The 25,942-nt window shown below is 38.9% G+C and carries 27 protein-coding genes; 2 read left to right on the forward strand and 25 right to left on the reverse strand.

Annotated features, from left to right (window positions below):
- Positions 1-41: 41 nt before the first annotated feature.
- From GSH73_RS11545 to GSH73_RS11560, 4 genes are all read right to left on the reverse strand, one after another.
- Positions 42-1,706, reverse strand: a complete 1,665-nt coding sequence (locus tag GSH73_RS11545; protein WP_014757886.1) for a sensor domain-containing diguanylate cyclase — start codon at positions 1,704-1,706, stop codon at positions 42-44.
- Between the two features lie 175 nt (positions 1,707-1,881).
- Positions 1,882-5,307, reverse strand: coding sequence for an adenosylcobalamin-dependent ribonucleoside-diphosphate reductase (locus GSH73_RS11550; RefSeq protein WP_014757885.1), 3,426 nt, complete (start codon positions 5,305-5,307; stop codon positions 1,882-1,884).
- 206 nt (positions 5,308-5,513) lie between these two features.
- Positions 5,514-6,005, reverse strand: a complete 492-nt coding sequence (locus GSH73_RS11555; RefSeq protein WP_014757884.1) for a thioredoxin family protein — start codon at positions 6,003-6,005, stop codon at positions 5,514-5,516.
- Between the two features lie 8 nt (positions 6,006-6,013).
- On the reverse strand, positions 6,014-7,408 hold the full coding sequence (locus GSH73_RS11560; protein ID WP_014757883.1) for an aspartate aminotransferase family protein: 1,395 nt from the start codon (positions 7,406-7,408) through the stop codon (positions 6,014-6,016).
- 103 nt (positions 7,409-7,511) lie between these two features.
- On the opposite strand from GSH73_RS11560, the gene GSH73_RS11565 reads away from it, so the two are divergent.
- Positions 7,512-7,697: a hypothetical protein gene (locus tag GSH73_RS11565; protein WP_014757882.1), complete on the forward strand. Its 186-nt coding sequence runs from the start codon at positions 7,512-7,514 to the stop codon at positions 7,695-7,697.
- Between the two features lie 22 nt (positions 7,698-7,719).
- Here GSH73_RS11565 and GSH73_RS11570 read toward each other — a convergent pair whose 3' ends face one another.
- The 14 genes from GSH73_RS11570 to GSH73_RS11635 all read right to left on the reverse strand — a co-directional run bounded on the left by GSH73_RS11570 (position 7,720) and on the right by GSH73_RS11635 (position 18,934).
- Positions 7,720-7,935: a DUF896 domain-containing protein gene (locus tag GSH73_RS11570; protein ID WP_014757881.1), complete on the reverse strand. Its 216-nt coding sequence runs from the start codon at positions 7,933-7,935 to the stop codon at positions 7,720-7,722.
- Between the two features lie 87 nt (positions 7,936-8,022).
- A complete protein-coding gene (gene sfsA / locus GSH73_RS11575; RefSeq protein WP_014757880.1) occupies positions 8,023-8,712 on the reverse strand; it encodes a DNA/RNA nuclease SfsA in 690 nt (229 codons plus the stop codon).
- A gap of 19 nt (positions 8,713-8,731) precedes the next feature.
- Positions 8,732-9,103 carry a 6-carboxytetrahydropterin synthase QueD gene (gene queD / locus GSH73_RS11580; protein WP_014757879.1) on the reverse strand — a complete coding sequence of 124 codons (372 nt, stop codon included), beginning with the start codon at positions 9,101-9,103 and terminating at the stop codon, positions 8,732-8,734.
- A 2-nt stretch (positions 9,104-9,105) separates the two neighbouring features.
- Positions 9,106-9,603: a 2-amino-4-hydroxy-6-hydroxymethyldihydropteridine diphosphokinase gene (gene folK / locus GSH73_RS11585; protein WP_014757878.1), complete on the reverse strand. Its 498-nt coding sequence runs from the start codon at positions 9,601-9,603 to the stop codon at positions 9,106-9,108.
- On the reverse strand, positions 9,600-10,412 hold the full coding sequence (gene folP, locus GSH73_RS11590) for a dihydropteroate synthase (protein WP_014757877.1): 813 nt from the start codon (positions 10,410-10,412) through the stop codon (positions 9,600-9,602). The genes folK and folP overlap by 4 nt, the downstream gene beginning before the upstream one ends.
- A gap of 21 nt (positions 10,413-10,433) precedes the next feature.
- Positions 10,434-11,000 carry a GTP cyclohydrolase I FolE gene (gene folE, locus GSH73_RS11595; RefSeq protein WP_014757876.1) on the reverse strand — a complete coding sequence of 189 codons (567 nt, stop codon included), beginning with the start codon at positions 10,998-11,000 and terminating at the stop codon, positions 10,434-10,436.
- A gap of 129 nt (positions 11,001-11,129) precedes the next feature.
- Complete coding sequence (gene lysS, locus GSH73_RS11600) at positions 11,130-12,650, reverse strand: lysine--tRNA ligase (RefSeq protein ID WP_014757875.1); 1,521 nt, start codon at positions 12,648-12,650, stop codon at positions 11,130-11,132.
- Positions 12,651-12,665: 15 nt separating this feature from the next.
- Positions 12,666-13,139: a transcription elongation factor GreA gene (greA, locus tag GSH73_RS11605; RefSeq protein WP_014757874.1), complete on the reverse strand. Its 474-nt coding sequence runs from the start codon at positions 13,137-13,139 to the stop codon at positions 12,666-12,668.
- Between the two features lie 155 nt (positions 13,140-13,294).
- Positions 13,295-14,389, reverse strand: a complete 1,095-nt coding sequence (locus tag GSH73_RS11610) for an NAD(P)H-binding protein (RefSeq protein ID WP_014757873.1) — start codon at positions 14,387-14,389, stop codon at positions 13,295-13,297.
- Positions 14,390-14,414: 25 nt separating this feature from the next.
- Positions 14,415-15,344 carry a DUF8754 domain-containing protein gene (locus GSH73_RS11615; protein WP_014757872.1) on the reverse strand — a complete coding sequence of 310 codons (930 nt, stop codon included), beginning with the start codon at positions 15,342-15,344 and terminating at the stop codon, positions 14,415-14,417.
- Between the two features lie 4 nt (positions 15,345-15,348).
- A complete protein-coding gene (locus GSH73_RS11620) occupies positions 15,349-15,873 on the reverse strand; it encodes a hypothetical protein (RefSeq protein ID WP_014757871.1) in 525 nt (174 codons plus the stop codon).
- A gap of 102 nt (positions 15,874-15,975) precedes the next feature.
- Positions 15,976-16,200: a hypothetical protein gene (locus GSH73_RS11625; RefSeq protein WP_014757870.1), complete on the reverse strand. Its 225-nt coding sequence runs from the start codon at positions 16,198-16,200 to the stop codon at positions 15,976-15,978.
- A gap of 14 nt (positions 16,201-16,214) precedes the next feature.
- The gene (locus tag GSH73_RS11630; RefSeq protein WP_014757869.1) at positions 16,215-17,384 is read right to left on the reverse strand and encodes a Ger(x)C family spore germination protein; all 1,170 of its coding nucleotides are present in this window, start codon (positions 17,382-17,384) and stop codon (positions 16,215-16,217) included.
- A 29-nt stretch (positions 17,385-17,413) separates the two neighbouring features.
- Positions 17,414-18,934 (reverse strand): spore germination protein, encoded by a 1,521-nt coding sequence (locus GSH73_RS11635; RefSeq protein ID WP_014757868.1) that lies wholly within the window; start codon positions 18,932-18,934, stop codon positions 17,414-17,416.
- Between the two features lie 101 nt (positions 18,935-19,035).
- On the opposite strand from GSH73_RS11635, the gene GSH73_RS11640 reads away from it, so the two are divergent.
- Positions 19,036-20,172: a GerAB/ArcD/ProY family transporter gene (locus tag GSH73_RS11640; RefSeq protein WP_014757867.1), complete on the forward strand. Its 1,137-nt coding sequence runs from the start codon at positions 19,036-19,038 to the stop codon at positions 20,170-20,172.
- Here the strand turns inward: GSH73_RS11640 and GSH73_RS11645 are convergent, their stop codons facing one another.
- The 7 genes from GSH73_RS11645 to GSH73_RS11670 all read right to left on the reverse strand — a co-directional run bounded on the left by GSH73_RS11645 (position 20,173) and on the right by GSH73_RS11670 (position 25,932).
- Positions 20,173-20,946 (reverse strand): type III pantothenate kinase, encoded by a 774-nt coding sequence (locus tag GSH73_RS11645; protein ID WP_014757866.1) that lies wholly within the window; start codon positions 20,944-20,946, stop codon positions 20,173-20,175. It abuts the gene before it with no gap.
- A 50-nt stretch (positions 20,947-20,996) separates the two neighbouring features.
- Positions 20,997-21,497: an ECF transporter S component gene (locus tag GSH73_RS11650; RefSeq protein WP_014757865.1), complete on the reverse strand. Its 501-nt coding sequence runs from the start codon at positions 21,495-21,497 to the stop codon at positions 20,997-20,999.
- Positions 21,498-21,624: 127 nt separating this feature from the next.
- A complete protein-coding gene (locus GSH73_RS11655; RefSeq protein WP_014757864.1) occupies positions 21,625-22,008 on the reverse strand; it encodes a biotin/lipoyl-containing protein in 384 nt (127 codons plus the stop codon).
- Between the two features lie 15 nt (positions 22,009-22,023).
- Entirely contained in the window at positions 22,024-22,182 is a 159-nt protein-coding gene (locus GSH73_RS13480; RefSeq protein WP_014757863.1) for a hypothetical protein, read from the reverse strand.
- Positions 22,183-22,207: 25 nt separating this feature from the next.
- A complete protein-coding gene (locus tag GSH73_RS11660) occupies positions 22,208-23,758 on the reverse strand; it encodes an acyl-CoA carboxylase subunit beta (RefSeq protein ID WP_014757862.1) in 1,551 nt (516 codons plus the stop codon).
- Between the two features lie 139 nt (positions 23,759-23,897).
- Positions 23,898-24,263: a hypothetical protein gene (locus tag GSH73_RS11665; protein WP_014757861.1), complete on the reverse strand. Its 366-nt coding sequence runs from the start codon at positions 24,261-24,263 to the stop codon at positions 23,898-23,900.
- Position 24,264: 1 nt separating this feature from the next.
- Complete coding sequence (locus GSH73_RS11670) at positions 24,265-25,932, reverse strand: formate--tetrahydrofolate ligase (RefSeq protein ID WP_014757860.1); 1,668 nt, start codon at positions 25,930-25,932, stop codon at positions 24,265-24,267.
- Positions 25,933-25,942 lie beyond the last annotated feature (10 nt).

Genomic DNA, 25,942 nt, shown 5'->3' on the forward strand with positions numbered 1-25,942 from the left:
ACATATATTGTATCCACTCAAAATGAAGATATTATGAAGATTTATATTTCATACACTGCGACTCTGTCCCTGCCTTTTGTCTTGCACCCGGCATAAAGAGCTCTATCAGCATGGCTTATGAGCTTTTCCGCTGATTCTGCTTTATTCGGGAAATCAGCAACACCAGCACTGACAGTTATATTTATGTCACCAGCATCAGTTTTTATGGGCTTAGATGATACTTCATATCTTATTCTTTCGGCAATCACACATGCCTGTTCCGCTGTCAAGTTTGGAAGTATAACGGAAAACTCCTCTCCTCCATATCTTGCAACGATATCATTGTTTCTAACACAGCTTTTTATCCTCGATGCAATCTCTCTAAGCACAGTATCTCCCACCATGTGTCCGTACGTATCATTAATCTGCTTAAACCTGTCTACATCCAACATTATCAGGCTTACAGGAGTCTTCTCAATAGATGACTTTGCTATACTGTCATGCAATATCTGATCGAAAAATCTCCTGTTATATGTTTTTGTCAATGGATCGGTAATGGACTTTTTGCTTATTTCAAAGTACCTTTTTGCATTCATTATGGCTATTGAAGACTGCTCTGATAATGCCTCCATTATCTTTAAAGAATCTTCATCGAATGCGTTGATTTCGTTTTGAAATGCAGATATACAGCCCATTACACCTTCCGCTCCTTTTATAGGAACTACAATTGCAGAATCGTAATATTTAGATATATTTTTGTCAAAATAGCCTTTGTCAGCTTTTAAATTGCCTATTATTACAGACTTCCCCTCATTCACTACTTTGCCTATTAGCCCTTCATTGTTCATGTACACATCTTTAAAAGCCTCCAATGATTCTTCCCGGCACTTAGTCTTTTCATTTATCAAAAATCCATTGTCATCCTTCAAATAAATAGCTATTCCTGATACGGTTACTACTTTTTCTGTTTCGTATAATATTGCTTCTAAAGTTTTGTCTAAATCCAACTTCGAATTGATTATTTTCACCATTTCATATAAAGCATTTAGCCTCTGGTTGGCCTTGTAAAGATCTCTAAAAGCCTTTATGAAAAACGACAGCAAAATCAAAGGTATGACATGATATATAAAAATAACAGTGCCAAATTTCATATACATATTAGCTAAAAATATGCCTACAGGTACCATTACAAAATAAGAAACCAACTCTAAAACTGAGCTTTCCGTCCAGTATTTCTTAAATAGAATCTTTCCTTGCGCTTTCAACGCATAGTACAAGATAAAGTAATTTATTACAAAACTTGTAAGCACGTAAATCACCACATATATAAGCTGTCCAACTGAAAATCGTCCGATTTTTCCACCTAAAATCTCATAAAGATGCCCTGCTACTATGTATGTTATGGAAAACATTGCTCCATTTAAAAATCCATTTTTTACTTTTTTTCTGAAAAATATTGTCTCAATCATGGTAGATGCAGTAGCCAAAAGAGCAGACGACTCCGCACCATATATCAAGAAAGATGCTATCGTGATTACAGGGCTTATAGAAAGCTTTATGTCGGTGTACTTTATGCCCAAATTGTCAAGAGTAACCATGGCTATCAGGAGTATAGCAAACAGCTTCATATCGATTTTAATGCCGTATTTAAAGCATGTGTAGATAAGAAGCGAAAACCCCACCGCAATTAACACGAAATCAAACAATGTTTCCCTTTTTTTTAACATTTTTAACCCCTCTTAATCTAATTAATGTGTTATTCGACACAAATTAAAAAAATCCTTCATTGTTAATAAACAAAATTTTATACACAAATGAAATTATATCACATCTAAAATTCACAATTTGTCGTTTTTTGAGAGAATAAAAAATCTCCCCGTTTTAGGGAGATCTTTTTAAAACTTAACCGCATTTTGAGTAGCCACAGTTTTTGCACACAACACATCCGCCTTCATGTTCTATTTCACTGCCACATTCTGGACAAAAGCGTTCTTCTTGTGTGTCATAAGTATATGCCGCCTGTAAAACCGCATCATCGTTTTTATGGCTGCTTCCATTTATAGGCACGTCAATTGGTGCGAAGCTTTCATCTTCTTCAACTTTTAATTTCATGACTTTCTCAATGACTTTAGCAATGGCATCTGGACACGAAAGAACTTTAATTTCCTTATTGTTTGCCATTTGCCTTAATGTAGAATGGCACCTTATACCTTTTAGCTGTTCTACTATTGACTTTGCATCAAGACCTGATCTTAAAGCTATGGATATAAGTCTACTGGTAGCCTCTGACTGAGATGGGCAGCCTCCGGCTCGTCCTAAGTTAGTGAACACCTCGCAAATACCTTCGTCATCGTAATTGACGGTAATGTACAAGTTGCCGCAACCTATTCTCACTTTTTCAGTTATGCCTTTCGTCACAGAAGGCCTTGGCCTTGGGACGATTTGATTGCGACTTTCTTTCTTGTCTTCTTTCACACTTTCTTTTTCAGCTTTCTTTATCCCCAAATTCAGCACTTGTGAATCACGGCTTCCATCGCGATAGATGGTAACGCCTTTAAGCCCTAATTTATAAGCCAGCTCGTAAACTTCTCTTACGTCGTCTACCGTCGCATCATGTCTGAAGTTCACCGTCTTTGAAACCGCATTGTCAACGTGCTTTTGAAAAGCCGCTTGCATCCTTATATGCCATACAGGATCTATGTCGTGAGCTGTTACAAAAACTCTTTTAACATCATCCGGTATGCCATCAATGCCTTTTAAAGTGCCTTGTTGCGCTATCTTCCTCATCAATTCTTCTGAATAAAATCCTCTTTTCAAAGCTACTTCCTTAAATATAGGGTTGACTTCCACAAGCTGGGTATTATCCATCACATTTCTTGTCATGGCTATTGCAAAAAGCGGCTCAATTCCACTTGACGTTCCTGCGATAATGGATATTGTACCGGTTGGTGCTATAGTTGTAGTCGTTGCATTTCTCAATCTCATGTTTTTTTCTTTGTATATGCTTTTATCGTAGTATTTAAAAACGCCTCTCTTTTCTGCAAGTTCCATCGATGCCGCTTTAGATTCTTCATCGATGAATTTCATCAATTTATCGGCAAATTCCACAGCTTCTTCAGAATTGTAAGGTATATTCAGCATAAGAAGCATGTCAGCAAAGCCCATAACTCCTAAGCCTATTTTCCTTGTGCCTTTCGTCATTTCGTCTATCTGTGGCAGTGGATATTTATTCGCATCGATCACATTGTCAAGAAAATGCACAGCATCATGAACAGTGTCTCTCAATTTATCGTAATCTACTTCGTACTTTCCATCTTTCTCCTTAAGCATATTTTTTAGGTTTATAGAGCCTAAATTGCAGGATTCATATGGCAAAAGTGGTTGCTCACCACAATTATGTATAATTATTCCATTTGCATCAAATGCATTGATTCCAGGCACTTGTACATCATAAACATCTTCAAATCCATCTTCTCTAATATCCGAAACTCTTGCCACAAAGCGTTCCTTTCGAGCACCATTTTTATACGATGATAAAACAACTTTCAACTTGTCCATTTTTTTGTCATCTTTAAACCCTATACGCTTTGCATATATTACCATATTATCGCCGCTAATACACAACTCATGTTGTGGCTTTATTTTATATTCCTTTAGACCACCTTTGCCATCAGGCATTAGCTTTATACTATATTTTCTTCTGTTTGTATATATTTTGCTTGCAATGCCCAACCGCAACAGCATTCTTTGAACCGCTTTTAAAAGTGCTAAATTGCTTTGCGAAAGTCTTATGCTCGCTCCTTTTTCAGGACTACCTTGCACAGAAGCATCACAATCAAAAAGCCCTCTAATAAAGCCTATGTAAGCATTCGACGACATTTTTTCCAACTGGGGAGTTACCGTTTTAAATCCATTGCGCATCCCCATTTTAAATGCCAAATCTCTTAATGATGCCAACTTTAACCTGTACTCATTTCTACCTTTTATTTCTATCCATCCTGCAAAATCTCTGCGATGTGGCAAATTCATTGCACAATCCAAAGCATATTGCATGACACTATTTATACCACAATCATCAACATCTCCTCCTACAGCTTTTCCTGCTTTCCAGACAGAAATAATAGCAGTGTCTTTCTTTAGGACTCCATCCCCCACCAATAGTCCTAACAAATATCCATCTTGTTCATTCAATTCACCTGACCATCCTATTAAATTCCTGTGATTGTTAAGAAGAATATTATCTCCAGGTTTTAAATCTTTTGCAGAGACCCATTCGGTCTTAATCTCATTTAAACTGTCATCTACAACTTTTAAGACTTTATGGTCATCAGTCAATCTGATATAATACCCTTCAACAGTTTCAAGCACGACGATGTGCTTATGCCCTGTTTTAAAGAATCCCTCATTTGTCGTTTTATAAATCCTACCGTCTATCACAGCATCAAAAGATCTTCCAATTAAATCGCTAACCTGTCTTGGCCCTTCTGTAGTCATCACCCACGTATCCCCTGTGACACATGGGTTAGTTGATTCAATTTCGCCTACAAGAGGCGTCGGATTCTTTTCGTTTATGCGATCCAAAAATACGATTCCGGGTTCTCCGTTTTTCCAAGCCATTTCCACGATAAGCTTAAATACTTCCCTGGCATTTAGACTTTTCACGACTTTATTGGTATGCGGATCTATTAAGTCATAATCCTGTCCCTTTTCAACTGCTTCCATAAAATCTTCTGTTATCCCAACGCTTATGTTAAAATTGGTGATTTCATTGTTGTCTTGTTTACATTGAATGAACTCAAGGATATCTGGATGATCTATCCGCAATATACCCATATTTGCCCCACGGCGTGTGCCACCCTGTTTTACCGCTTCAGTAGCAGAATTAAACACCTTCATAAAGCTTACAGGGCCAGACGCCACACCACCTGTCGATCTCACTGTAGCTCCCTTCGGCCTAAGTCTTGAAAAGCTAAACCCTGTGCCACCACCACTTTTGTGAATTATGGCTGCATACTTCACTGCGTCAAATATCTCTTCCATGGAATCCCCCACGGGAAGCACAAAACACGCTGAAAGTTGCCCTAATGGCCTTCCTGCATTCATAAGCGTAGGAGAATTAGGCAAAAAGTCAAAGCTCGTCATCATCTCATAAAACCTTTTTTTGACTGCTTCTGTGTCTGCGTTTATATCGTACTCTTTGTCTACATCTGAAATCGCCTTCGCTACTCTCTCAAAAAGCTCCTCAACAGTCTCAATGACACGTCCATTCTCATCTTTTGCCAGATACCTTCTCTCAAGAACCTTCTTAGAGTTTTCAGTCAAATTCATTTAAAACCTCTCCTCATTATGTAATTAACTACAATATTTTGTGTATTGATAAAGTTAATTATACATCTTATTGTGTATCAAGACAAATCCTCTCTCATTTAATTTTTATATCTATTTGCCACGATTTTTCTTCATATCTTAGATTTCTAAATCTTTATATCGTCATTTGCAAATTTTATTTGATACGCCATAAAAATATCCCGTCATCATGAACGGGATATTTTTTCTAAAAGCTCATCTATAATCTCTTTGTCGTATGCTCCATTTACATAACCACTTCTAAAGCTATTGTCGCCTTTTGCCACAAGTTCCTTTATCGCTTTAGGCCTCTCTATCCAAATGTCCAATACATTAAAATCATGGTTGAGAAATACGAATGTAGGTATCCTTGCTTCTTTCTCTTTGCATAACGCCATCATTTCTTCTTCGTGCCCTTTTCTTTTTAGTATGTGAAAGTCGATTTCCAATATATCACATATCTTAGCCATTATAGGCACACTTACTTGACAGTCAGGACACCAGCTTTCAGCGAAAGCCAAAACACTTGAAACCCTGCTGCTATTTTTAATATTCTTTATGCTTTCATCTATAGTTACAGTTTCAAATCTATTTTTGAAGATTTCTGGGTTCTTGTTGTCTTCGCTTTTAATAAATTCATTAAAACTTATACCGCTATCAAACAATTTCTTAATATCCATAAAATCACCTATCTATTAAAAAATGAACCCAAAACGGTCTTTGCACTCGATAATGTCATCCCCAATAGACTACCACTTCTGGTCATTATCTCATCTAAAGCATCTACAACTCTATCAATCTGCTCTTTAGTAACAATAAGTGGCGGTTCAAACCTTATAACATTTGGATTGTTAAGAGTATAGGCAGTTATGATACGATGTTTGTTTTGAAGTTCTCCTGCCACCAATGATCCTAAGTATTCGTTGGATAATTTTGATACGGCTCCTCCAGACAATTTGTCTAAAAGCCCGCCTTCTGGCTGGTTAAATTCCACACCTATCATAAGACCTTTGCCTCTTACATCTTTTATCAATTTATGCTTATCTTTTAGCTCCTTTAGCCTTTTTAAGAAGTATTCGCCTTTTTCTTTCGCTGCCTCAGGAAGGTTTTTATCCAAAATAAGTTTTATGGCTGTAATGCCAGCAGCACATGCTAACGTATTGCCACCAAACGTAGATGTATGCAAAAGACATCTATCAGTAGTGCCATATCCTTTTTTCCAGATCTCATCCTTTGCTATATACGCACCTATAGGCATCACACCGCCTCCCAGCGATTTAGCCAAGCACATTATGTCAGGCACCACTTCTTCGTGCTCACAGGCAAACATTTTTCCAGTCCTGCCAAACCCAGTCTGTACTTCATCAAATATCAAATACGCATCGTATTTCTCAGTAAGCTCTCTTACTTCTCTTAAATATCCATCCGGTGGTACTATGACACCACCTTCACCTTGTATAGGCTCTACAATAAATGCAGCAACATCTTTTCCTTTCAAAGCATCTTCTAATGCATTAGAATCCCCATATTCCACCTGCACTGTATCGGGAAGGAGAGGCATAAAGTACTTTTGGTATTTTTCCCGTCCTGTGACAGAAAGAGCTCCTGCAGATTTTCCATGAAATGAATTTTTGCAGTAGACTATTTTATGCTTGCCTGAGGCAATTTTAGCAAGTTTCAGTGCACCTTCCACTGCTTCAGCGCCGCTGTTGCAGAAAAAGCTTTTCTTTAAATCGCCAGGCGTAACCATCGCCAAATCGTATGCCAATGCCCCAGGAAAATCATTTACTGCAGCTTGAAGTATATTGGGAAAATCTCTGACTTTCTCTATCGCTTCATAAATTTCATCTGGATTGTGGCCTAAATTTAATGCGCCATAACCGCCCAAGAAATCCAAATACTCGTTTCCATCGCTGTCCCATACAGATACGCCTTTTGCTTTCACAAAAAGCTTATCAAACTGCAGCATAGAAAGCATAGAGACAAAATTAGCATTTACGTACTCCTTGTAATTTTCCCGTACTTGGCTTCTGTTCAGTCTAAGCGCATCATCACACGTTATGTATCTTTGATCCTCTTTCATAAAAAACATCCTTTCTTTAAATTTAAAATGATACCATCAGTATAAATTTGTTTTATTAATGAAAAATATAATTAAACACCAAAAATCACTGGAGGTGTTTTTGATGTCAATCAGAAAGAGCCACTGGACCAACATCAAGGGAAACCGAGTGGAATTCGCTGCTGACATCTACAAGTGGGAGACAAGGCATTTTAAGCGAGAAGCAAAATCGCAAAAAGCCCAATACAGAGCCCACAATCATGGCATAAGCAAAGATGTAAAAAGGCCTATGCACGACAAAGTCACATGAGGGAGATACATCTCTCCCTCTTTTAATGGTGATGGTGATGATGGCAGCAATCGTCGTGACAATCATCCTCATCTGCAAATTTTATGCTGTCAAGCTGCTGCTTTACCCTCTCTCTTATCTCCTTTACGTACTCCATCCTTAACTTTGACTGCTCTATCTTCTCTTCATCTGTTAGACCTTCATTTTTTGATTTATGGTACAGATAATTTATCCTGTCTATCATCTCTTTTGTAATCATATATTCACCTCAATCACTAATTAATAATTATATTATATGACTTTTAGCAAAAAAACAAAAGACGAGTAACCTCGCCCTCTAACATGGTTAAATTTTAATTTCGACTTCACCTTTAATGTCAATAAAGTTTTCTTTAACTTCGCAACAATATGCGTAGGCTTCAACACCGGATTCAATAGCATCTTTTAAAGCAGAGGCAAATTTAATATCTGTCTTTACATTTGGCGTAAAATAAAGCACGTCATCCATCTGCACGAGAAAAACGACAGCGGCTCTCATGCCTTCTTCTTTAACGCTTTTAAGCTCTACCATGTGTTTTGTTCCTCTCTCAGTTGGTGCATCCGGAAACATTACAACGCCATTTTCCTCAAGGGTGACCCCTTTAACTTCTATGAAAAAAACCTCATCTTTTTTAGAAAGCTTAAGATCAAATTTGCTGTTTTTATACGTCTTCTCTTTTTCAATAACATCATATCCTGCAAATTCATCCAATTTGCCCTGCACAATGTTATCCATCACTACTTTGTTGGGAATCTGTGAATCAATAGATATAAGCCTTTTCCCTTTATAGACGAATTCCAACTCGTAAGGAGTTTTTCTTCCCATTCCTTCCCGCTTTTCAAGGACAACAGTTGCGCCCGGCACAAATAATTCTTTGCACCTGCCTGTATTAGGTACATGAACAGTTATAATTTGGCCGTCTACCTCTACACGAGCTAAAAATCTGTTTATTCTCTCCAAAAATCTCCCTTTTACAATGGGATTTTCTATAAACATCTGACACAACCTTCCACAGTTACTTTGTAAAGTCCTGTATGGTTACTTCGGCGAAACTCGTAGGGGTTTCCCACAGCCTTATGCTGAAAAGATGAAATCTATCACTTTTTAAAAGAGGGTCTAATTTTTCCCACATCCACATTGCTATATTTTCACACGTTGTGTTAAAACCTAAGACATCATTTAAGTACGCATGATCCAATTTTTTTACCACTTCACTATCAACGATAGCTTTAAGCTGAGCAAAATCTATGACCATTCCTTCATCGTCTATACCGCCTTCCACCGTTACCTCCAGCTTATACGTGTGCCCATGAAGATTTTCACACTTTCCATTGTACTTAGTCAAATTGTGAGCACTGTCAAATGTAAATGACTTTGTCACCTTCATATCTACACCACCTTGTACCAATCTCTCTTTAATAGTTTGACGTCTTCTTTATCCGGCAGCATCTCTATTAGGCAAGACAATTTCTCCCCATCTTTCGTCATATAAGGTGCAATATCATTAAGTGGAATCAACACAAAAGCTCTTTCCCACATGCGCTCATGGGGTATTTTTAAATCGTCATCATCTACAACCAAATCGCCGTACAGAAGAATGTCTATGTCAATCGTCCTTGGACCCCATCTTACAGTTCTCTCTCTTTTAAGCTCTTTTTCCACACTATTCACAACTTTTAACAGTTCATGCGGTTTAAGTTCCGTTTTTACCTTTACTACAGCATTTAAAAATTTGCCTTGATCCTTATAACCTACAGGCTCTGTCTCGTAGATGGGCGACACCTTTTCTATGATGACAGAATTTTCTGAAAGCCTTATAAGGGCATTTCTCAAGTATTCCTCCCTATCACCGATGTTAGAGCCAATTGATAAAAAGACATCTGTCATCTTATCATCGCATCCGTCATCCTGGCTACTCGCCACATTTCTTTCACGTCGTGCACTCTGACGATGTCAGCACCCTTTACTATTCCAACCGCAACTGTGGCAGCAGTACCCTCCATTCTTTCATTTACGTCAAGGTTTAAGACACGCCCTATCATTGATTTTCTTGATGTGCCAAGCAATATAGGAAGTCCCAATATTTTAAGCTCATCAAGCCTTTTCATCAATGTCAGATTGTGCTCTAAAGTCTTCCCAAAACCTATTCCGGGATCGATCATTATGTTTTCCTTTTTTATGCCTGCTTTTAAAGCAATATCAATGCTTTTCTCAAAGAAACTTATAACCTCCTGCAAAAGGTCATGGTATTCTGCCACTTCCTTATTGTGCATTATCACCACGCCAGCACCATAATCAGCAACGACTTTTGCCATATCAGGATCTCTTTGCAAACCCCAGATGTCGTTTATGATGTGAGCTCCATTTTTAAGGCACTCGTAGGCCACTTTTGACTTCATTGTATCAATTGAAATTATGGTGTCTACTTCACACAACTTCTTGACTATATCATTTATCCTGGAAAGTTCTTCTTCTGCAGTCACAGGTTCGTATCCAGGCCTTGAAGATTCGCCGCCTACGTCTATTATATCAGCTCCGTCTTCCATCATCTTTAAGGCTCTTTCCATGCCCTTCTCCAAAGTATTGTATTTTCCACCATCAGAGAAAGAATCAGGCGTCATATTCAATATGCCCATTATGTACGTTCTCTTTCCAATTTCCAACTCTTTATCTCTTAATTTTAACATATAAGCCATAATATCACCCTTTCCTTGTGATCATCGCTTTCCATTTATCAAAAGCATGACTTCTTCTCTTGCCCTTTGATCTGTCTTAAATAGTCCCCTAAGCGCAGACGTTACAGTCTTGGCTCCAGGTTTTTTTATGCCTCGCATCGTCATGCAAAGGTGCTCTGCCTCTACGACAACTGCAACTCCTAAAGGATTTGCGGCTTTTACAATCGTATCAGCGATCTCGCTGGTAAGCCTCTCCTGCAGTTGAGGCTTTTTGGCCAAAATATCGACGATTCTAGCGAGCTTTGAAAGTCCCAGAATTGTGCCTTTTCTCGGAAGATACGCCACATGGGCAACACCCATAAATGGCAGCAAATGATGTTCACACATGGAGTACATTGGAATATCTTTTACTATAACTATTTCTTGATGCTCGTCTTCTTTAAATGTCTTTATGACATCCATCACATTTTCATGAAGACCTGAAAAAATTTCTTCGTACATCCTGGCAACCCTATCGGGCGTCTCTAAAAGTCCTTCTCTTTTAGGGTCTTCACCTATGGCTTCAAGAATGTCGTACACCGCTTTTTTTATCTTCTCTTTATCTATCATCGCCATGCTCCTTAAAAGAACTTATTTTTATATCAATATAACATTTTTTAGGCTGACGCACAAGTATTGCAGCAATTTGACGATTAAAAATAAAAAACGGCTCTCATGAACCGTTTTTCTCTTTTAAAATTATTCACCATCGTCCTTTGTTTCATCCTGATCTGTCTTTGGTTTCATTGTAGGGAACAATATGACATCCCTTATAGAATACGCATCCGTCATAAACATGATAAGCCTATCAATTCCAATGCCTAATCCACCTGTAGGAGGCATGCCAACTTCCAAGGCATTTATGAAGTCATCGTCCATCATGTGTGCCTCATCATTTCCAGCTTCCCTCTGCTTAAGCTGCTCTATAAATCTCTCCTTTTGATCAATTGGATCATTTAGCTCTGAAAATGCGTTTGCAATTTCTCTGCCGTATATAAAGGCCTCAAACCTTGATGTAAGGGCGGGATTGTCGTGTTTTCTCTTAGCCAATGGAGATATTTCAACAGGGTAATCAATTATAAATGTAGGCTGAATTAGATGGCTTTCACAAAGCTCATCAAACACCAGTGCTATAACATCACCCTTCTTCATGCCATCTTTAACTTCAAGATGATGCCTTTTTGCAATTTCTACCGCTTCTTCATCTGAGGATACTTTGTCAAAGTCGATATCCAAAAATTCTTTTATGGCATCTATCATAGTAAGCCTTCTCCAAGGAGGTGTCAGATCTATCTCAGTACCTTGGTATATTATCTTTTTGCTGCCATTTACCTTTTCAGCTACATAAGCAAACAGATTCTCAGTTATGTCCATCATGCCATGATAATCGGTATATGCCTCATACAATTCCAAAAGGGTAAACTCTGGATTGTGCCTTATGTCCATGCCTTCATTTCTAAACACTCTGCCCATCTCGTACACTTTTTCCAGTCCGCCTACGATAAGCCTCTTTAAGTGAAGTTCCAAAGCGATCCTCAAATACATATCGATATCGAGGGCATTGTGGTGTGTAATAAACGGCCTTGCTGCCGCCCCGCCTGCTATTGTATGAAGTATAGGTGTCTCTACTTCGATAAAACCTCTATTATCTAAAAATTCCCTAATAGCTTTTATGATTGCAGTTCTTTTGATAAAAGTTTCCTTTACGCTTGGATTTATTATGAGATCCACATACCTTTGCCTGTACCTTAAATCAGGATCTTTAAGCCCATGCCATTTATCTGGGAGTATTTGCAATGACTTGGAAAGAAGCTTAAAATCCTGAACCCTTATAGTCACTTCACCTGTCTTTGACTTAAACACTTCACCTGTAACACCTATGATATCGCCGATGTCAAGTATCTTAAATATTTCGTAATTCTTTTCACCCAAAACATCCATCTTGAAGTAAAGCTGTATTCTTCCATCTCTATCCTGTATGTCAGCAAAAGAAGCCTTCCCATGTCCTCTTTTGGACATTATGCGGCCAGCGATAGTGACTGTCTTGCCTTCAAATTTGTCATAATCATTTTTGATGTCAGACGTCATATTAGTCCTTTCAAACTTGTCAATGCCATAAGGCTCAATGCCTAAGTTTCTAAGCTCGTCCAACTTGCTCCTTCTAATTTTTAGAAGCTCATTTAAGTTTTCGTTGTTGTTTACTTCATTTGTATTCGCCATAATACTCCTCCAGATTTATTTGTGTATTTCTAAAACTTTGAGTTTTATAATGCCTGCTGGTACTTCCACACTTATTGTATCACCTACTTTTTTGCCTAAAAGCGCCTTCCCTATAGGTGATTCATCAGATATTTTGTTGTTCATAGGATCTGCTTCAGTCGATCCTACTATCGTGTACTCAGCTTCTTCTTTAAAATCCTCATCGTAGACTTTTACGGTACAGCCTACACCTACTTTGTCGATGGTGATATCCTCTTCATCGATGACTTGAGCGTTTCTAAGCATGGCTTCTATTGTAGCTATCCTGCCCTCAATAAATGCCTGCTCATTTTTTGCCTCATCGTATTCAGAGTTTTCGCTTAAGTCACCAAAGGCGCGGGCTTGTTTGATTTTTTCAGCCACTTCAGGTCTTTTTACAGACTTAAGATAGTCTAACTCCTCTTCTAATTTTTTTAAGCCATCGTAAGTTAAAATCACTTGCTTACCCATATTGCCAATCTCCTTTATAACAATATTGTATTTTATTCTATGTTTAAGCCATATCAATTATGATAATATTAATACACAAGCACTGCTTTATGCAGTGCTTGTGTCTATATTTTCATGTGGAATATTATAAAACAGTTTACAAATAAAGTCAAGTACTATACAGCACTAAATCTATTTTCTTTTAATCTCCTTGCTGCGTTCTTTCTCACATTTTCTATAGTTTCCTCTGATACAGCTCTTTCAAAGCTCCTAAATCCTCCAAGCTTAAAGCCGTGTTTTTTTGCCAACTTGGCTATCGTATCAACTTGCTCCACCGTCAAGTCTCGGCCTAAAGAGAAATTTTCTATCATACCTTCCATTGCAAGTATCATGGTCTCTGCCATACATGCATAACTCGTCTTTGGAGGAAATCCAAAATTGAAGTGAAAGTCCACATCCCCAGGCACTTCCACGACACCGCCTTCTATAACCAATACGTCATCCCTTGCATCAGCGACTTCCTTCGATACGTCCCTTGGCCTTGCCACATCGCATACGACAGCACCCGGCTTTAGGTATTCAGGCTTTATAACGGTGTCTACAGCGCTTGTGACAGTCACAACTATGTCTGCAGTCTTCAGTGCGTCTTTTACGTCAGATGTGACTCTTGCAGCCATGCCTGTCTTTTCTAAAAGGTATTTGCTGAAGTCCTCTAATTTCTGTTTGTTTCTTGCCACCAATGTCATGTACTTGGCTTCTCTGGAAAGTATCTCAGCGCACACTTTCCCTATGGAACCAGTAGCACCTATGACTACAACTTCCGAATCCCTTATATCCTTACCCATTAGCTCAGCAGCTTTTTTTGTGCCTTCTATGGCAGTAGCGATTGTGTAGCTGTTGCCTGTAGTTACAGCAATATTGAGATTTTTTGCTACGGTGATTCCTGCATCACCAACTACAGACGTCAAAGCACCTAATCCTACAATTTCAGCACCTAAATTTTCTGCTATCTTGCCAGCCTTAATAATTTTTTTCATGACGTAATCCTCAGGAAGGCTCATCATCTGATTGGAAATAAGCGGCACTGCCACAAAATAGCCTTCCGTTTCAGCGTATTTGCTTTTTACACCCGTTATCTCTGATACTTTAAGAGGCGGCAGCATCTTTGTAAAGCCCTCTACAACGCTGCGCGGCAATTTATTCATAATCTTAAACTTTCTGCTTACGTCCTCGTATTCAATTGGATGTATGATAAAAGCGAACTTGTGCATGTCTATCATCCTTTCAACAAAATATTTACTTTTCTATTGAGGCTTTTTCGCCGTTTAGATATTCTACCCTCGGCTCAAAGCCAATCTTATCGAGAAGCATATTGTAATCATCCGGTTTCATCTCAGATGGGCTTTTGCCAGATGCGGCTACAAGCACAGCCTCCATTACATTGGTGCCAAATGATCTTCCGTTGAGATTTGGCGTCGTTGTGATAAGGAGCTTCACACCTCTATCTTTAAGCATCTTTACGTCATCTTTTGTTACTGTGTTTGTCACGATTATTTTATCTTTTAGATCGTCAGGCATGTACTTTTTGACAAACAAGTAGTCGCCTGCTATTATGTCAGCTTCTTTATAGAATTTTTCGTATTTTCTGCTGTCTATTGAAAGCTGCTTATCCCCTGTAGGGTACAGCATCTCAAATGGCATCTTTACTATTATGGGCGCTATAATGGCTGCCAATCCGTAAAGAAGTTTAAGTGAATGAAGCGGTATAGGCACGCCTAAGGCAAATATCATATCGCCAAGCGTCAAATCAGCCCCGTACTCGTGAAATGTCTGAGTCATGCCAAACCGATCCATCGCGCTTACTATCAGGACTTTCTTGCCTTTTATATCTACTATGTTGTTTTCATGTATGTATTTTATTACCCTTCTTTCAAGTGTATTCTTAAGGCCAGAACCATCTACGATTGGCGATATCTTAGCAGCATTTTTAAGCGGAACTGCATCTTTTATGACATACCTTCTCTCCCCAGCATACAGATACAAGTCTATACCGCCCATGCCAAATGCATCGACTTTTCCATCAAGCTCTTTTATAAGATCTATTGCCTTCTTCATATCGCCATCTGTGCCTATTCTTTCGATTATAAACTTTTCCCCTAATATCTCCGTCTCCACTCTGTTATTCCTTGTAGATGAGCCTATGCTTACACTCACTACTCTTTTCACAAGATCATCTCCTTAAAGTATCTAAAATCTCAATTATGAGTTCAGGTTTTACAAACACATCCTCTGTTATTGGAGAATGCCCTATATTGACGCAAATTACTTCTTTGTCAAATATGGCTTCCATCAAATTAGTCCTTTTGTCAGATCCGAGAAATATAATCGTGTCGTAAGACTGCACCTTTGCGATTATGTCCATAACCATATTAAAAAGCTCTGCACCAGTCATATTGTCTGCAATGCCAAGGCGCTCTTTTTCAGACAAAAGCAAAATAAAATCAATGCCGTAGTCTTTCAATAATCTTTCAATTTCATCCTTGTTTTTAATTGGAAATCCTATTACTGCAATATTGCCCCCTTTTCTCACCTCGCCTATGTTTTCTAACCTTGATATAAAGCTTCTATCGACTTTAAACTTTGACGCTGTTTCCTGCTGCGAAAAACCATTAACTCTCATTTCAATCATTTTGTCTATTATGTTGTGAAGCTTTTTGGTGTTTATTATTTTCTCACCTATTTTTACAAAATCCATATTAACCATCCTTTATGTGCACAAATTGTGCTCATACTATATATAATTCTACTCTTTTCTGGCATATATTTCAAGATGATTTTAGGCAAATGAAGAATTTTTTCATTTGCCCCATATCTTTTCTATAGGCTTCATAAGCATCTCAATTAGCTTATTGGTGGCAGTGATCTTTACATCGAAAGCCACCAACAAATTAAGCGTATACCCGATTGCCACAAGTATAAAAAACACTACCACTTCTTTTATCTTCTTCTTTTTTATAAGCCCAGGCACTTCCATAAATATTACTATCAAAAATATAACCGTTATTCCCAATGCGTTTAACATACATAACCCTCTTTTTATCTTGGTTCAATTGGCTTTGAAGTAAGTCCAGACCTCTTTAGTGTGGCCTTCACGCTTACATTCACCTTTACGTTTGGATAAATATCATCCCATCTATCCTTCAATTTCTCCCACACTTTAGGGTATTTTTCTTGAAGCTTCCGCCCAAATCCCACAGAGTCAACCTTGTATTTCTTCTGAACTGCATTTAAAGCATCCAAGACTTCGCTTTTTACCTTCTCTTGCTGCAGATCTTCAAGACCTTTAATCATCTTAAGATCTGTAAGATTGTACCTTGAATTCTGCTCTATCATGTTTGAGTCAAAATTGATCTTGACATCAAAAGATACATCTTCACCGCTTACTTTAGGTGTAATGGTAGAATTCGCTTTTATTATGGCAAATGAAATGTGAGTCTTGTCCCCCTTTGGTCCTTTATCAATGACAAGGGATGTATTTTTAATCAAGTTGTCCATCCACATTATGCCCTTTGTTTCTTGCTCTGTCAAAAGCCCTACCATCTTGTCGTACTTAAACGCTGCAGCACCGACAAACCTTGCGTGCTGCGGCTTTCCATCTTTCTTTACAATCTCTAATCTGCCTACTATAGGCTGTACCTTTTCCGTCTCTAAAGTCTCTACAAAATGGTTTATATCGCAAACATACGCTGAAGACGTGTTTTTTTGGTTTTGAATCATGCCGAGGATTTCACGGTAAGGGTACTTTTCAACACTTTTTGACAATTTCATAAGGTCATCGAGGGTTCCTCCGGATACCACCACAAGATAAGACGTCCTTCTAAACTCAGGATTCCTCGTAATAAAGTCAAGCATGCTGTAAATACCTGATCTTGCCAAATTTTCACCTATGAATATTATTTCGTTGTGCTGGAGAAAAAGCGTCCTTGAAAGCTCTGTATTGAAATTCGAAAATGCCTTTGCAAAGTCTACACCTCTTGAACTGTACACTTCATACGGCTTTCCTGCCGCAGCACCGCCTCCGCCACCACCAGAGCTTGTAGCTAAATTCGCCGGCTTCAAAACTTGTACAGTGATGTTGCACATCTTATCTTTATCTATATCCATCCCTATACCTTGCACAAATGCCAGCTCATTTATCTCCCTTTTGTCCCAGCAGCCTGTAAGAAGCAATGACAGTATGACAAACAAAATCAAAACTTTTTTCATAAACAATGCCTCCCCAGATGTTGAAAAATTCAACTTCTTGTGTAATTCTGCCTCTTTACATTTCTACCAGCCACCTTATGAGGCCTGAATATCTTTGCCCACCATGGTATCCTTATAAACACATCATTTAGCTCTCTCGTATTGGAAGGTGCAATTGGCGACAAATAAGGTACTCCAAATGATTCCAACGATGCTAAATGCGCCAGTATCATCATAAGCGCCATTATTATGCCGAAAAATCCCAATGTACCTCCGACTAATAGCATTGCAAACCTTAAAAGCCTAAATGTTATAGCTATATTAAATGCAGGTATTGAAAATGAAGCTATTCCTGTCAATGCCACGACGATTACCGTTGCAGCAGACACAAGACCTGCCTGCACTGCCGCTTGTCCAATGACTAAAGCGCCTACGATGCTTACAGCCTGGCCCACCTGCATTGGAAGCCTTATTCCTGCCTCCCTCAATATCTCAAAGAAAAATTCCATCAAAAATGCCTCCATCAGAGTCGTAAACGGCACTCCTTCCCTTTGAGCCGCGATAGATATAGCCAGAGGTGATGGTATCATCTCCTGATGATACGTGACGGCGGCTACGTAGATAGACGGCAGCGTCAACGACATAAGCATAGCCGCAAGCCTCAATACTCTAAAGAGAGTCGATATATAGTACCTTTCGTAATAGTCCTCAGATGACTGAAAAAATTGGACAAAAATTGTAGGCACCACCAGCACCTCTGGAGAACCATCCGAGATGATAGCGACTCTTCCTTCTAAAAGCTCTGCGGCAATCTTGTCTGGCCGCTCTGAATGCTCAATCTGTGGAAATGGCGAAAACGGATTATCCTCTATCATTTCTTCCAGATACCCGCTGTCAATGATTCCATCAATATCGATTTTGCTAAGCCTTTTTTTCACTTCTTCAACGACTTCATCTTTCGCCACATCTTTGATATAAGCTACCGCTACATCCGTCTTCGTGTACTTCCCGATTTTTAATGATTCTATGACAAAATTGGGGTTTTTTATCCTCCTTCGAAGCATGGAAGTATTAACCCTAAGTGTCTCCACAAAAGCCTCTTTTGGTCCTCTTACGACGGCTTCAGTGGTAGACTCAGCTACACTTCTCTGCTCCCAACCTCTCGTACTTATCACAATGGATTTGTCTACCCCGTCAACAAAAACAGGCGTATCGCCGCTTAAAATGCTTTCTACCACATCCCCAAATTTTTCTACTTCTTTTAGATCTGCCGTTGTTATGAAGTAATTTAAAAGGGACTCGTAGACGTTTTTTTTGCTTAAATAATTGCCGTCTAACTTTCTGCTTTCCAGCGTTATAGGCTCCATTATGTTGTTGTTTATAAGCGCCTTATCCACAAGTCCATCCACACACACCAAAAAGCCTTTTACCTTTTTTTCTCCTATCCTGAATTCTCTAAAAATCACATCGCTGCTTTTGTCTAATAGCGTCTTTAGCACATCTATATTTTTATCGATATCATCGTACAAGTCCATTTCCTTATAATTTTCCACCAAATAAGTTCTGTCCATAAAAACCATCTCCAAATTTATTATTCCAAAAACACATGCAGAATATAATTGGCACATAAATCAAATAATATTTCATGTAGAATCATTTTAAGGAGAAGAATATGTTCAGGAATATATTGAGTTTTGAAGCAACAACAGAAAAAAAGATCTCTCCAAAACAATTCATATACTTGATAGTATCAGTTATACTGTCTACAGCAACGATATTTTTGCCATCTATTGTTGCATCAAAAGCTGAACAAGATTCTTGGATGTCTGTGATAATGGCAACATCATTCAGCATCCCCGTATTTTGCGTATATTACGGTATATCTGCCATATTTAAAGATAAAACCCTATTTTCTTTTTTGGAGGATATTTTTGGAAAAATCGTAGGCAAAGCAATCGCATCTCTCTACCTTTTATTTTTCATCCATTTAACTGTAATAATGTTAAGAGAGCTTTTTGAAATCATGAGAAGTGCATTTATGCCAAAAACACCGCCGATAGTCTTTTCATTTGCATTGATGATCGTAGCATCATACGCTGTCGCAAAAGGGTTTGTAGCAATCGCCAGAATGAATGAAGTAGTATTTCCTTTTGGGATGGGGCTTTTGGCATTCGTCATTTTTTTCTCAATGCCTTATGTGAAATTTGAAAATTTTCTCCCCATCTTGGCAAACGGACTATTGCCACCCATGAAAGGAGCTTTGCCACTTATATCGTGGATGTTGGAAAGCGTAATAATATTAGCCATATTTCCCCACATCTCCGACAGCAAAAAAGTCTTGAAAAGCGGCATAATATCTCTTGTCTTTATCGCTTTTGCTCTTATGCTGGGTGTACTCGCAATAGGCATATTTGGTTCTAAGACGACTGCAGACTTTAAATTCACTGCATTAGAAATGACCCGCACCATAAGACTTAGCAACTACTTTGCAAGGCTTGACTCTATAATAATGGCGATTTGGATAGAAGGCATCTTTATGAAAATAACGGTTTTTACCTACATAATCGTGAAAGGATTTTCAGATGTGTTGAATCTTGACGATTATAGATTTGCTGTACTGCCAATCGCAGCCATAATGATTCCCATGTCCGTATTCGTTTCGTCAAATATAGATGAGCTGTACAATTTTCTAAAAGACAAGTTTTTCTATGAAACAGTCATTTTCGAAGTCATATTGCCTTTGTTTATATTCTTTGTCGCAAAAATAAGAAAGCTGGACAAAAAAACAAATGTCCAGCAAAAAAAATAATCATATTTTTTCTATGTTTCGCTCGTATATTATCCTAAGCCCTTCCAAAGTCAGCATATCATTTACCGTATTTATAACCTTCGATTCCTGTGCAATCAGTTTTGCAAGGCCACCTGTCGCTACCACATAGGCGTTTTCCGCAAATTCCTTTTTCATCTTAGCGACGATGTAGTCCACCATTCCTGCATGGCCGTATATCAGCCCAGACTGCATGCTTTCGACAGTATTTTTGCATATTACCTTCTCAGGCTTTACAAGTTCTATCTTAGGAAGCTTTGCAGTCCTCTGAAAAAGAGCATCGGCAGATATTATAAGTCCCGGCGCTATAGCGCCGCCTAAATACTCGCAATTTTTAGAGACAGCACAAAAAGTAGTGGCTGTGCCAAAATCTATTATTATGACAGGTCCACCGTACAATTCATATGCTGCCACAGCATTTACTATTCTGTCTGCACCCACTTCTTTTGGATTGTCGTATTTTATGTTTATACCTGTCTTTATCCCTGGACCTACCACCAATGGATACACATTGAAGTATTTTATAGTCATGGCTTCCAGTGTGTGCATTATCGGAGGCACCACAGAAGATATTATGACAGCATTTATGTCGCTTAGATGCATATTTCTGTACTCTATAAGTTGTTTTATCAATATTCCATATTCATCAGACGTCTTAGACTTGTCTGTCGAGATCCTGAATGAATACAAAAGTTTTTTGCCATCGTAGACGCCTAAGACGATGTTTGTATTTCCAACATCAAAGACCAACAGCATTTAGACACATTCCTTTCACCCTATATTATAAAGCAGGCGTATAGCCTGCTTCATTGCTTAACATATCTTTTTACGGATCTTACTATGATTGTTGTCAAGATAACTGCGATGACAACTTCAAATATTGTATTTTTAAGCACTACCACAAGAGCAACTTGTACTGTCAAATACTTCTTCAAAACAGCTAATCCCAGTACTCCAACTGTATTTGTAAGGGTTCCTGCAACCGCTGCAACACTAGAGCTTTTCGTCAATTTATACGTGTAATAAGCTACAATTCCGATAAGCAGCCTTGGCAGTATCGCCACCAGAGGATCTGCAAAAATCGGGGTATTCTGCCTTATAAAGCTGGATACGCCAAATATAAGCCCTATAAAAGTGCCTACATAAGGTCCTTCTAATATAGAACCTATTATAGTTGGTATGTGCATCGTTGTAGCATTGGCAATGCCTAATGGTATATAGCCTAAAGGGGTTGTAGCCATTACGATAGATATGGCGGATAACATACCAGCAATTGTAATCTGCCTCACACTAAGCTTTGAAGTCATATTTACACCTCCAATCCAGCTCCATTTTGGATACCGGTCGAACCATTGCAATATTTTAATATGTCCAGCTCATAAGATGCCGGCAAGATAATTCTACCAAAAAAGCGGATGTATATCAAGCATTCCATCATTTTAAGTACAAAAGCACATCGCCTGTATTTACAGAGGCACCTTTTGAAACATTTATGGATATTATTGTGCCATCGTAAGGTGACGTGATTTCATTTTCCATCTTCATGGCTTCCAGTATTAAAAGCACATCGCCTCGTCTGACAGTCTGGCCTTGGCTTATTTTGACATCCAATATAGTTCCCGGCATCGGTGCATTGATTGAGAAACCGTCTTTGACTTCGTTTTTTACTTCAACCTGTTTGCTTTTTACACTTGCATCTGACGCATTTTTAGCAGCAGTATCTTCTTTTGCTTTTTTCTCACTTGCCACGTCGACTTTTACTTCTTCTACTTCCACATCGTATTTTTTTCCATTGACAGTTACTATAAATTTTTTCATTTCCATCCTCCTCATCTATCTCATCTGATTGTAAAGGCCAGCTTTTCTCCATTCCGGCATATTTGAGTCCACTCTCTTTATTACCTTGATGCGGAAATTCTTTTCGTACTGACCAAATGCCGCGTAAATCGCAGCTTCAATGACAGCAACTATTTCTTCATTTATCTCTTCCATTCTTTCACTTCCCCTTAAATCGATTTTAAACAGGAAAATTGCCATGCTTTTTGCTGGGCCTTGACTCCCTTTTGCTCATAAGCATATCGAACGCCGAGATGAGGCGAGGTCTCGTCTCTTGCGGCAGAACTACATCATCTACATATCCTCTCGCTGCTGCCCTGTATGGATTTGCGAAATTCTCCCTGTACTCATTTATCTTTTCATTTCTTGCAGCCACAGGATCATCAGACGATTTTATTTCATTTTTAAACACGATGTTTGCTGCCCCATCAGGTCCCATGACCGCTATTTCAGCAGTAGGCCATGCCAAAACAAAATCAGCTCCTAAGTCTTTGCTGCACATGGCAAGGTAAGCACCGCCATAAGCTTTCCTCACAATGAGAGTCACTTTTGGCACTGTAGCCTCAGAGTAAGCGTACAACATCTTTGCCCCATGGCGTATTATTCCACCGTACTCTTGATTCGTTCCAGGCAAAAATCCTGGAACATCTACTATATTGAGAAGCGGGATGTTAAATGCATCGCAAAACCTTATAAACCTCGATGCCTTATCAGACGCATTGATGTCGAGACATCCAGCCAAAACTTTAGGCTGATTTGCTATTATCCCTACCGTCCTTCCATTAAGCCTTGCAAATGCCGTTATTATGTTTTGCGCATACATTGCCTGTGATTCAAAATACACGCCTTCATCCACTATTTCCGAAATTACTTCTTTCATATCGTATGGCTTATTAGGACTATCTGGGATTATCTCAATAAGCCTATCGGAAAATCTGTTTATGTCGTCATCTGTCGCCAACTGTGGCGGATCTTCCAAATTGTTTGATGGAAGGTAACTTAATAGCTTCCTCACCATCTTCAAACACTCTTCGTCGTTTTCAGCCCTAAAATGCGCCACACCGCTTTTCGTGCTGTGAGTAATCGATCCACCAAGCTCCTCTGCCGAAACATCTTCACCTGTGACGGCTTTTATGACCTGCGGTCCAGTTATAAACATCTGACTTGTCTTGTCTACCATGAATATAAAGTCAGTAAGAGCAGGCGAATAAACTGCACCTCCAGCGCTGGGCCCCATTATCACCGATATTTGCGGTATTACGCCTGATGCCAGCGTGTTTCTGAAAAATATGTTGCCATATCCCGATAAAGCATCGACGCCTTCCTGTATTCTGGCACCTCCGGAATCATTTAATCCAATGAGCGGTGCTCCCATCTTTAAAGCCATATCCATGATTTTTGTGATTTTCTTTGCATGATACTCGCCTAATGATCCTCCTAAAACCGTAAAATCCTGTGCATAAACGTAGACAAGCCTTCCATCTATCGTCCCATACCCTGTCACTACGCCTTCGCCAGGTATCCTTTGCTTTTCCATGCCAAAGTCAATACACCTGTGCTCAACATACGCATCTATTTCCACAAAGCTATCTTCATCTAAAAGCTTGTATATCCTCTCTCTTGCGGTAAGCTTTCCCTTTTGGTGTTGTTTCTCTACTTTATCTAAACCACCGCCTTCTAAAACCATCTCTCTTCTTCTAAGAAGGTCTTCAATCCTATCATCTATTGACATCAATTTACCTCCTTTGTATGTTACTAACTTCTAATATATCATATTATGACCTAATAATAAATATCCTTTTAAGTTAATCTTAAAAATATTTAAAAGCGGATGAAAGAAGTTCTTTCTCAAATCCGCTTTTTAGATAATTCTATTTCATTAAAGCCTCTATGCTTTTAGACACTTCTTTTACAACATCATCGAGTCCAAAATAGCCTTTTTGCATTTTAAGCTTCGACAGAAGCCTTAAATACTGCTTTAAAGTCCCCATAATGACCACCTGAGAGCTTTCAATGCTCATATTTACGCAGCCCCTCTCTACTGCCGCTTCTCCGCCTAAAGCTAACATCTCCTGTTTTATGATATTTGCAGCCGCTGGATGAACGTCATAAAGCTTTACGACGCAAAACACAGCCTTTGGAGCCATCATGGATACAGAAATGTCTTCAATTTGAAGTTTTTTCAGTTCAGCTTTAGCTTGACTTAAATTTTGTATACTAAGTATCTCACTTTTCATATCAAAATAGACCTTTAATATTGCCCTCCTCATCTATATCCATCTTCTCTGCTGCAGGCGTTTTAGGAAGCCCTGGCATCGTCAAAATATCACCTGTCATTGCAACGATAAATCCAGCTCCAGCAGATATGTTTAAATTTTTTACAGTAATGTTAAATCCCTTAGGTCTTCCTAAGAGCTTTGGATCGTCTGACAGAGAATACTGAGTCTTGGCAACACAAACAGGAAGATGGTTAAGTCCCAATTTTTCTATGTTTTTAAGGTCTTTTACAGCTTCTTTAGTGAAATCCACGTCATCTGCACCGTATATTTTCCTTGCTATTGTCCTTATCTTGTCTTCAATTGATGCATCAAGTTCATATATTGGCTTAAAATCGGACTCTTTTTCACAGGCATCAATCACTTTTTCTGCCAGCTCAATGCCGCCTTCACCGCCTTTTTCCCACACTTCTGTCAATGCCACTTCTACACCTAAGTCATTGCAATATCTTTTTACAAATTGAATTTCCCTGTCCGTATCGCTCATAAACCTGTTGATAGCAACGACTACCGGTATTCCATACTTTTGTACATTTTCTATCTGCTTTCCAAGGTTCTCTATGCCTTTTTCAAGCGCATCAATGCTTTCATTTTTTAGCTCATCTTTCTTAAGGCCGCCGTGCATCTTAAGAGCTCTTATAGTCGCCACAACGACAGCGGCACTTGGCTTTAATCCTCCATACCTGCATTTTATATCAAAAAACTTTTCTGCGCCTAAGTCAGCCCCAAAACCGGCTTCTGTCACAAGGTAATCTGCCAGCTTTAATCCATATCGTGTCGCTATTATGCTGTTGCATCCGTGGGCAATATTGGCAAATGGTCCACCATGTATGAATGCAGGCACATTTTCCAAAGTCTGCACCAGATTAGGCTTAATAGCATCTTTAAGCAAAAGTGCCATTGCGCCATCGGCTTTTAAATCTTTGGCTGTGACAGGATTGTCGTCCTTATCGTAGCCTATTATTATCTTGCCTAATCTTTCTTTCAAATCCTTAAAATCTGTGGCAAGACACAAGATGGCCATTATCTCCGATGCCACAGTTATTATGAAGCCATCCTGCCTTGGATACCCGTTTGCTTTCCCTCCAAGCCCTACGACGATTTCTCTTAATGCTCTGTCATTCATATCAATTGCCCGTTTCCATGTAATCCGCCTTACGTCGATATTTAGTTCATTTCCCTGATGTATGTGGTTGTCAATCATGGCAGATAACAGATTGTGGGCAGAACCTATTGCATGCATATCACCTGTAAAATGCAAATTTATATCTTCCATAGGAACTACCTGCGAATAGCCTCCACCAGCGGCGCCGCCTTTTATGCCCATGCAAGGGCCTAATGACGGCTCTCTTAGGGCTATCGCAACTTTCTTTTTAAGCTTATTCAAGGCTTGCCCTAAACCTACAGTGACAGTGGATTTTCCCTCACCTGCAGGTGTAGGATTGATGGACGTAACCAAAATGAGCTTCCCGTCTTTTCTGTCTTTAATCTTCTCCCAAAGCTTTTGCGACACTTTAGCCTTGAAATTTCCGTAAAGCTCCAAGTACTCATCTTCTATTCCTATTTTCTCACCTATGTCGGCTATATGCATCATTTTGGCTTCTTGTGCGATTTCAATGTCTGTTTTCACGCTAATCCCC

The organism is Thermoanaerobacterium aotearoense (assembly GCF_009905255.1).
In the GTDB taxonomy this organism is placed as follows: domain Bacteria; phylum Bacillota; class Thermoanaerobacteria; order Thermoanaerobacterales; family Thermoanaerobacteraceae; genus Thermoanaerobacterium; species Thermoanaerobacterium aotearoense.

Excerpts from the sequence above, each read along its gene's own strand:
- GSH73_RS11545 (WP_014757886.1), bottom strand. The coding sequence starts at position 1,706 with ATGTTAAAAAAAAGGGAAACATTGTTTGATTTCGTGTTAATTGCGGTG.
- GSH73_RS11550 (WP_014757885.1), bottom strand. The coding sequence starts at position 5,307 with ATGAATTTGACTGAAAACTCTAAGAAGGTTCTTGAGAGAAGGTATCTG.
- GSH73_RS11555 (WP_014757884.1), bottom strand. The coding sequence starts at position 6,005 with ATGGATATTAAGAAATTGTTTGATAGCGGTATAAGTTTTAATGAATTT.
- GSH73_RS11560 (WP_014757883.1), bottom strand. The coding sequence starts at position 7,408 with ATGAAAGAGGATCAAAGATACATAACGTGTGATGATGCGCTTAGACTG.
- GSH73_RS11565 (WP_014757882.1), top strand. The coding sequence starts at position 7,512 with ATGTCAATCAGAAAGAGCCACTGGACCAACATCAAGGGAAACCGAGTG.
- GSH73_RS11570 (WP_014757881.1), bottom strand. The coding sequence starts at position 7,935 with ATGATTACAAAAGAGATGATAGACAGGATAAATTATCTGTACCATAAA.
- sfsA (WP_014757880.1), bottom strand. The coding sequence starts at position 8,712 with ATGTTTATAGAAAATCCCATTGTAAAAGGGAGATTTTTGGAGAGAATA.
- queD (WP_014757879.1), bottom strand. The coding sequence starts at position 9,103 with ATGAAGGTGACAAAGTCATTTACATTTGACAGTGCTCACAATTTGACT.
- folK (WP_014757878.1), bottom strand. The coding sequence starts at position 9,603 with ATGACAGATGTCTTTTTATCAATTGGCTCTAACATCGGTGATAGGGAG.
- folP (WP_014757877.1), bottom strand. The coding sequence starts at position 10,412 with ATGGCTTATATGTTAAAATTAAGAGATAAAGAGTTGGAAATTGGAAAG.
- folE (WP_014757876.1), bottom strand. The coding sequence starts at position 11,000 with ATGATAGATAAAGAGAAGATAAAAAAAGCGGTGTACGACATTCTTGAA.
- lysS (WP_014757875.1), bottom strand. The coding sequence starts at position 12,650 with ATGGCGAATACAAATGAAGTAAACAACAACGAAAACTTAAATGAGCTT.
- greA (WP_014757874.1), bottom strand. The coding sequence starts at position 13,139 with ATGGGTAAGCAAGTGATTTTAACTTACGATGGCTTAAAAAAATTAGAA.
- GSH73_RS11610 (WP_014757873.1), bottom strand. The coding sequence starts at position 14,389 with ATGCACAAGTTCGCTTTTATCATACATCCAATTGAATACGAGGACGTA.
- GSH73_RS11620 (WP_014757871.1), bottom strand. The coding sequence starts at position 15,873 with ATGGATTTTGTAAAAATAGGTGAGAAAATAATAAACACCAAAAAGCTT.
- GSH73_RS11625 (WP_014757870.1), bottom strand. The coding sequence starts at position 16,200 with ATGTTAAACGCATTGGGAATAACGGTTATATTTTTGATAGTAATATTT.
- GSH73_RS11630 (WP_014757869.1), bottom strand. The coding sequence starts at position 17,384 with ATGAAAAAAGTTTTGATTTTGTTTGTCATACTGTCATTGCTTCTTACA.
- GSH73_RS11635 (WP_014757868.1), bottom strand. The coding sequence starts at position 18,934 with ATGGACAGAACTTATTTGGTGGAAAATTATAAGGAAATGGACTTGTAC.
- GSH73_RS11640 (WP_014757867.1), top strand. The coding sequence starts at position 19,036 with ATGTTCAGGAATATATTGAGTTTTGAAGCAACAACAGAAAAAAAGATC.
- GSH73_RS11645 (WP_014757866.1), bottom strand. The coding sequence starts at position 20,946 with ATGCTGTTGGTCTTTGATGTTGGAAATACAAACATCGTCTTAGGCGTC.
- GSH73_RS11650 (WP_014757865.1), bottom strand. The coding sequence starts at position 21,497 with ATGACTTCAAAGCTTAGTGTGAGGCAGATTACAATTGCTGGTATGTTA.
- GSH73_RS11655 (WP_014757864.1), bottom strand. The coding sequence starts at position 22,008 with ATGAAAAAATTTATAGTAACTGTCAATGGAAAAAAATACGATGTGGAA.
- GSH73_RS13480 (WP_014757863.1), bottom strand. The coding sequence starts at position 22,182 with ATGGAAGAGATAAATGAAGAAATAGTTGCTGTCATTGAAGCTGCGATT.
- GSH73_RS11660 (WP_014757862.1), bottom strand. The coding sequence starts at position 23,758 with ATGTCAATAGATGATAGGATTGAAGACCTTCTTAGAAGAAGAGAGATG.
- GSH73_RS11665 (WP_014757861.1), bottom strand. The coding sequence starts at position 24,263 with ATGAAAAGTGAGATACTTAGTATACAAAATTTAAGTCAAGCTAAAGCT.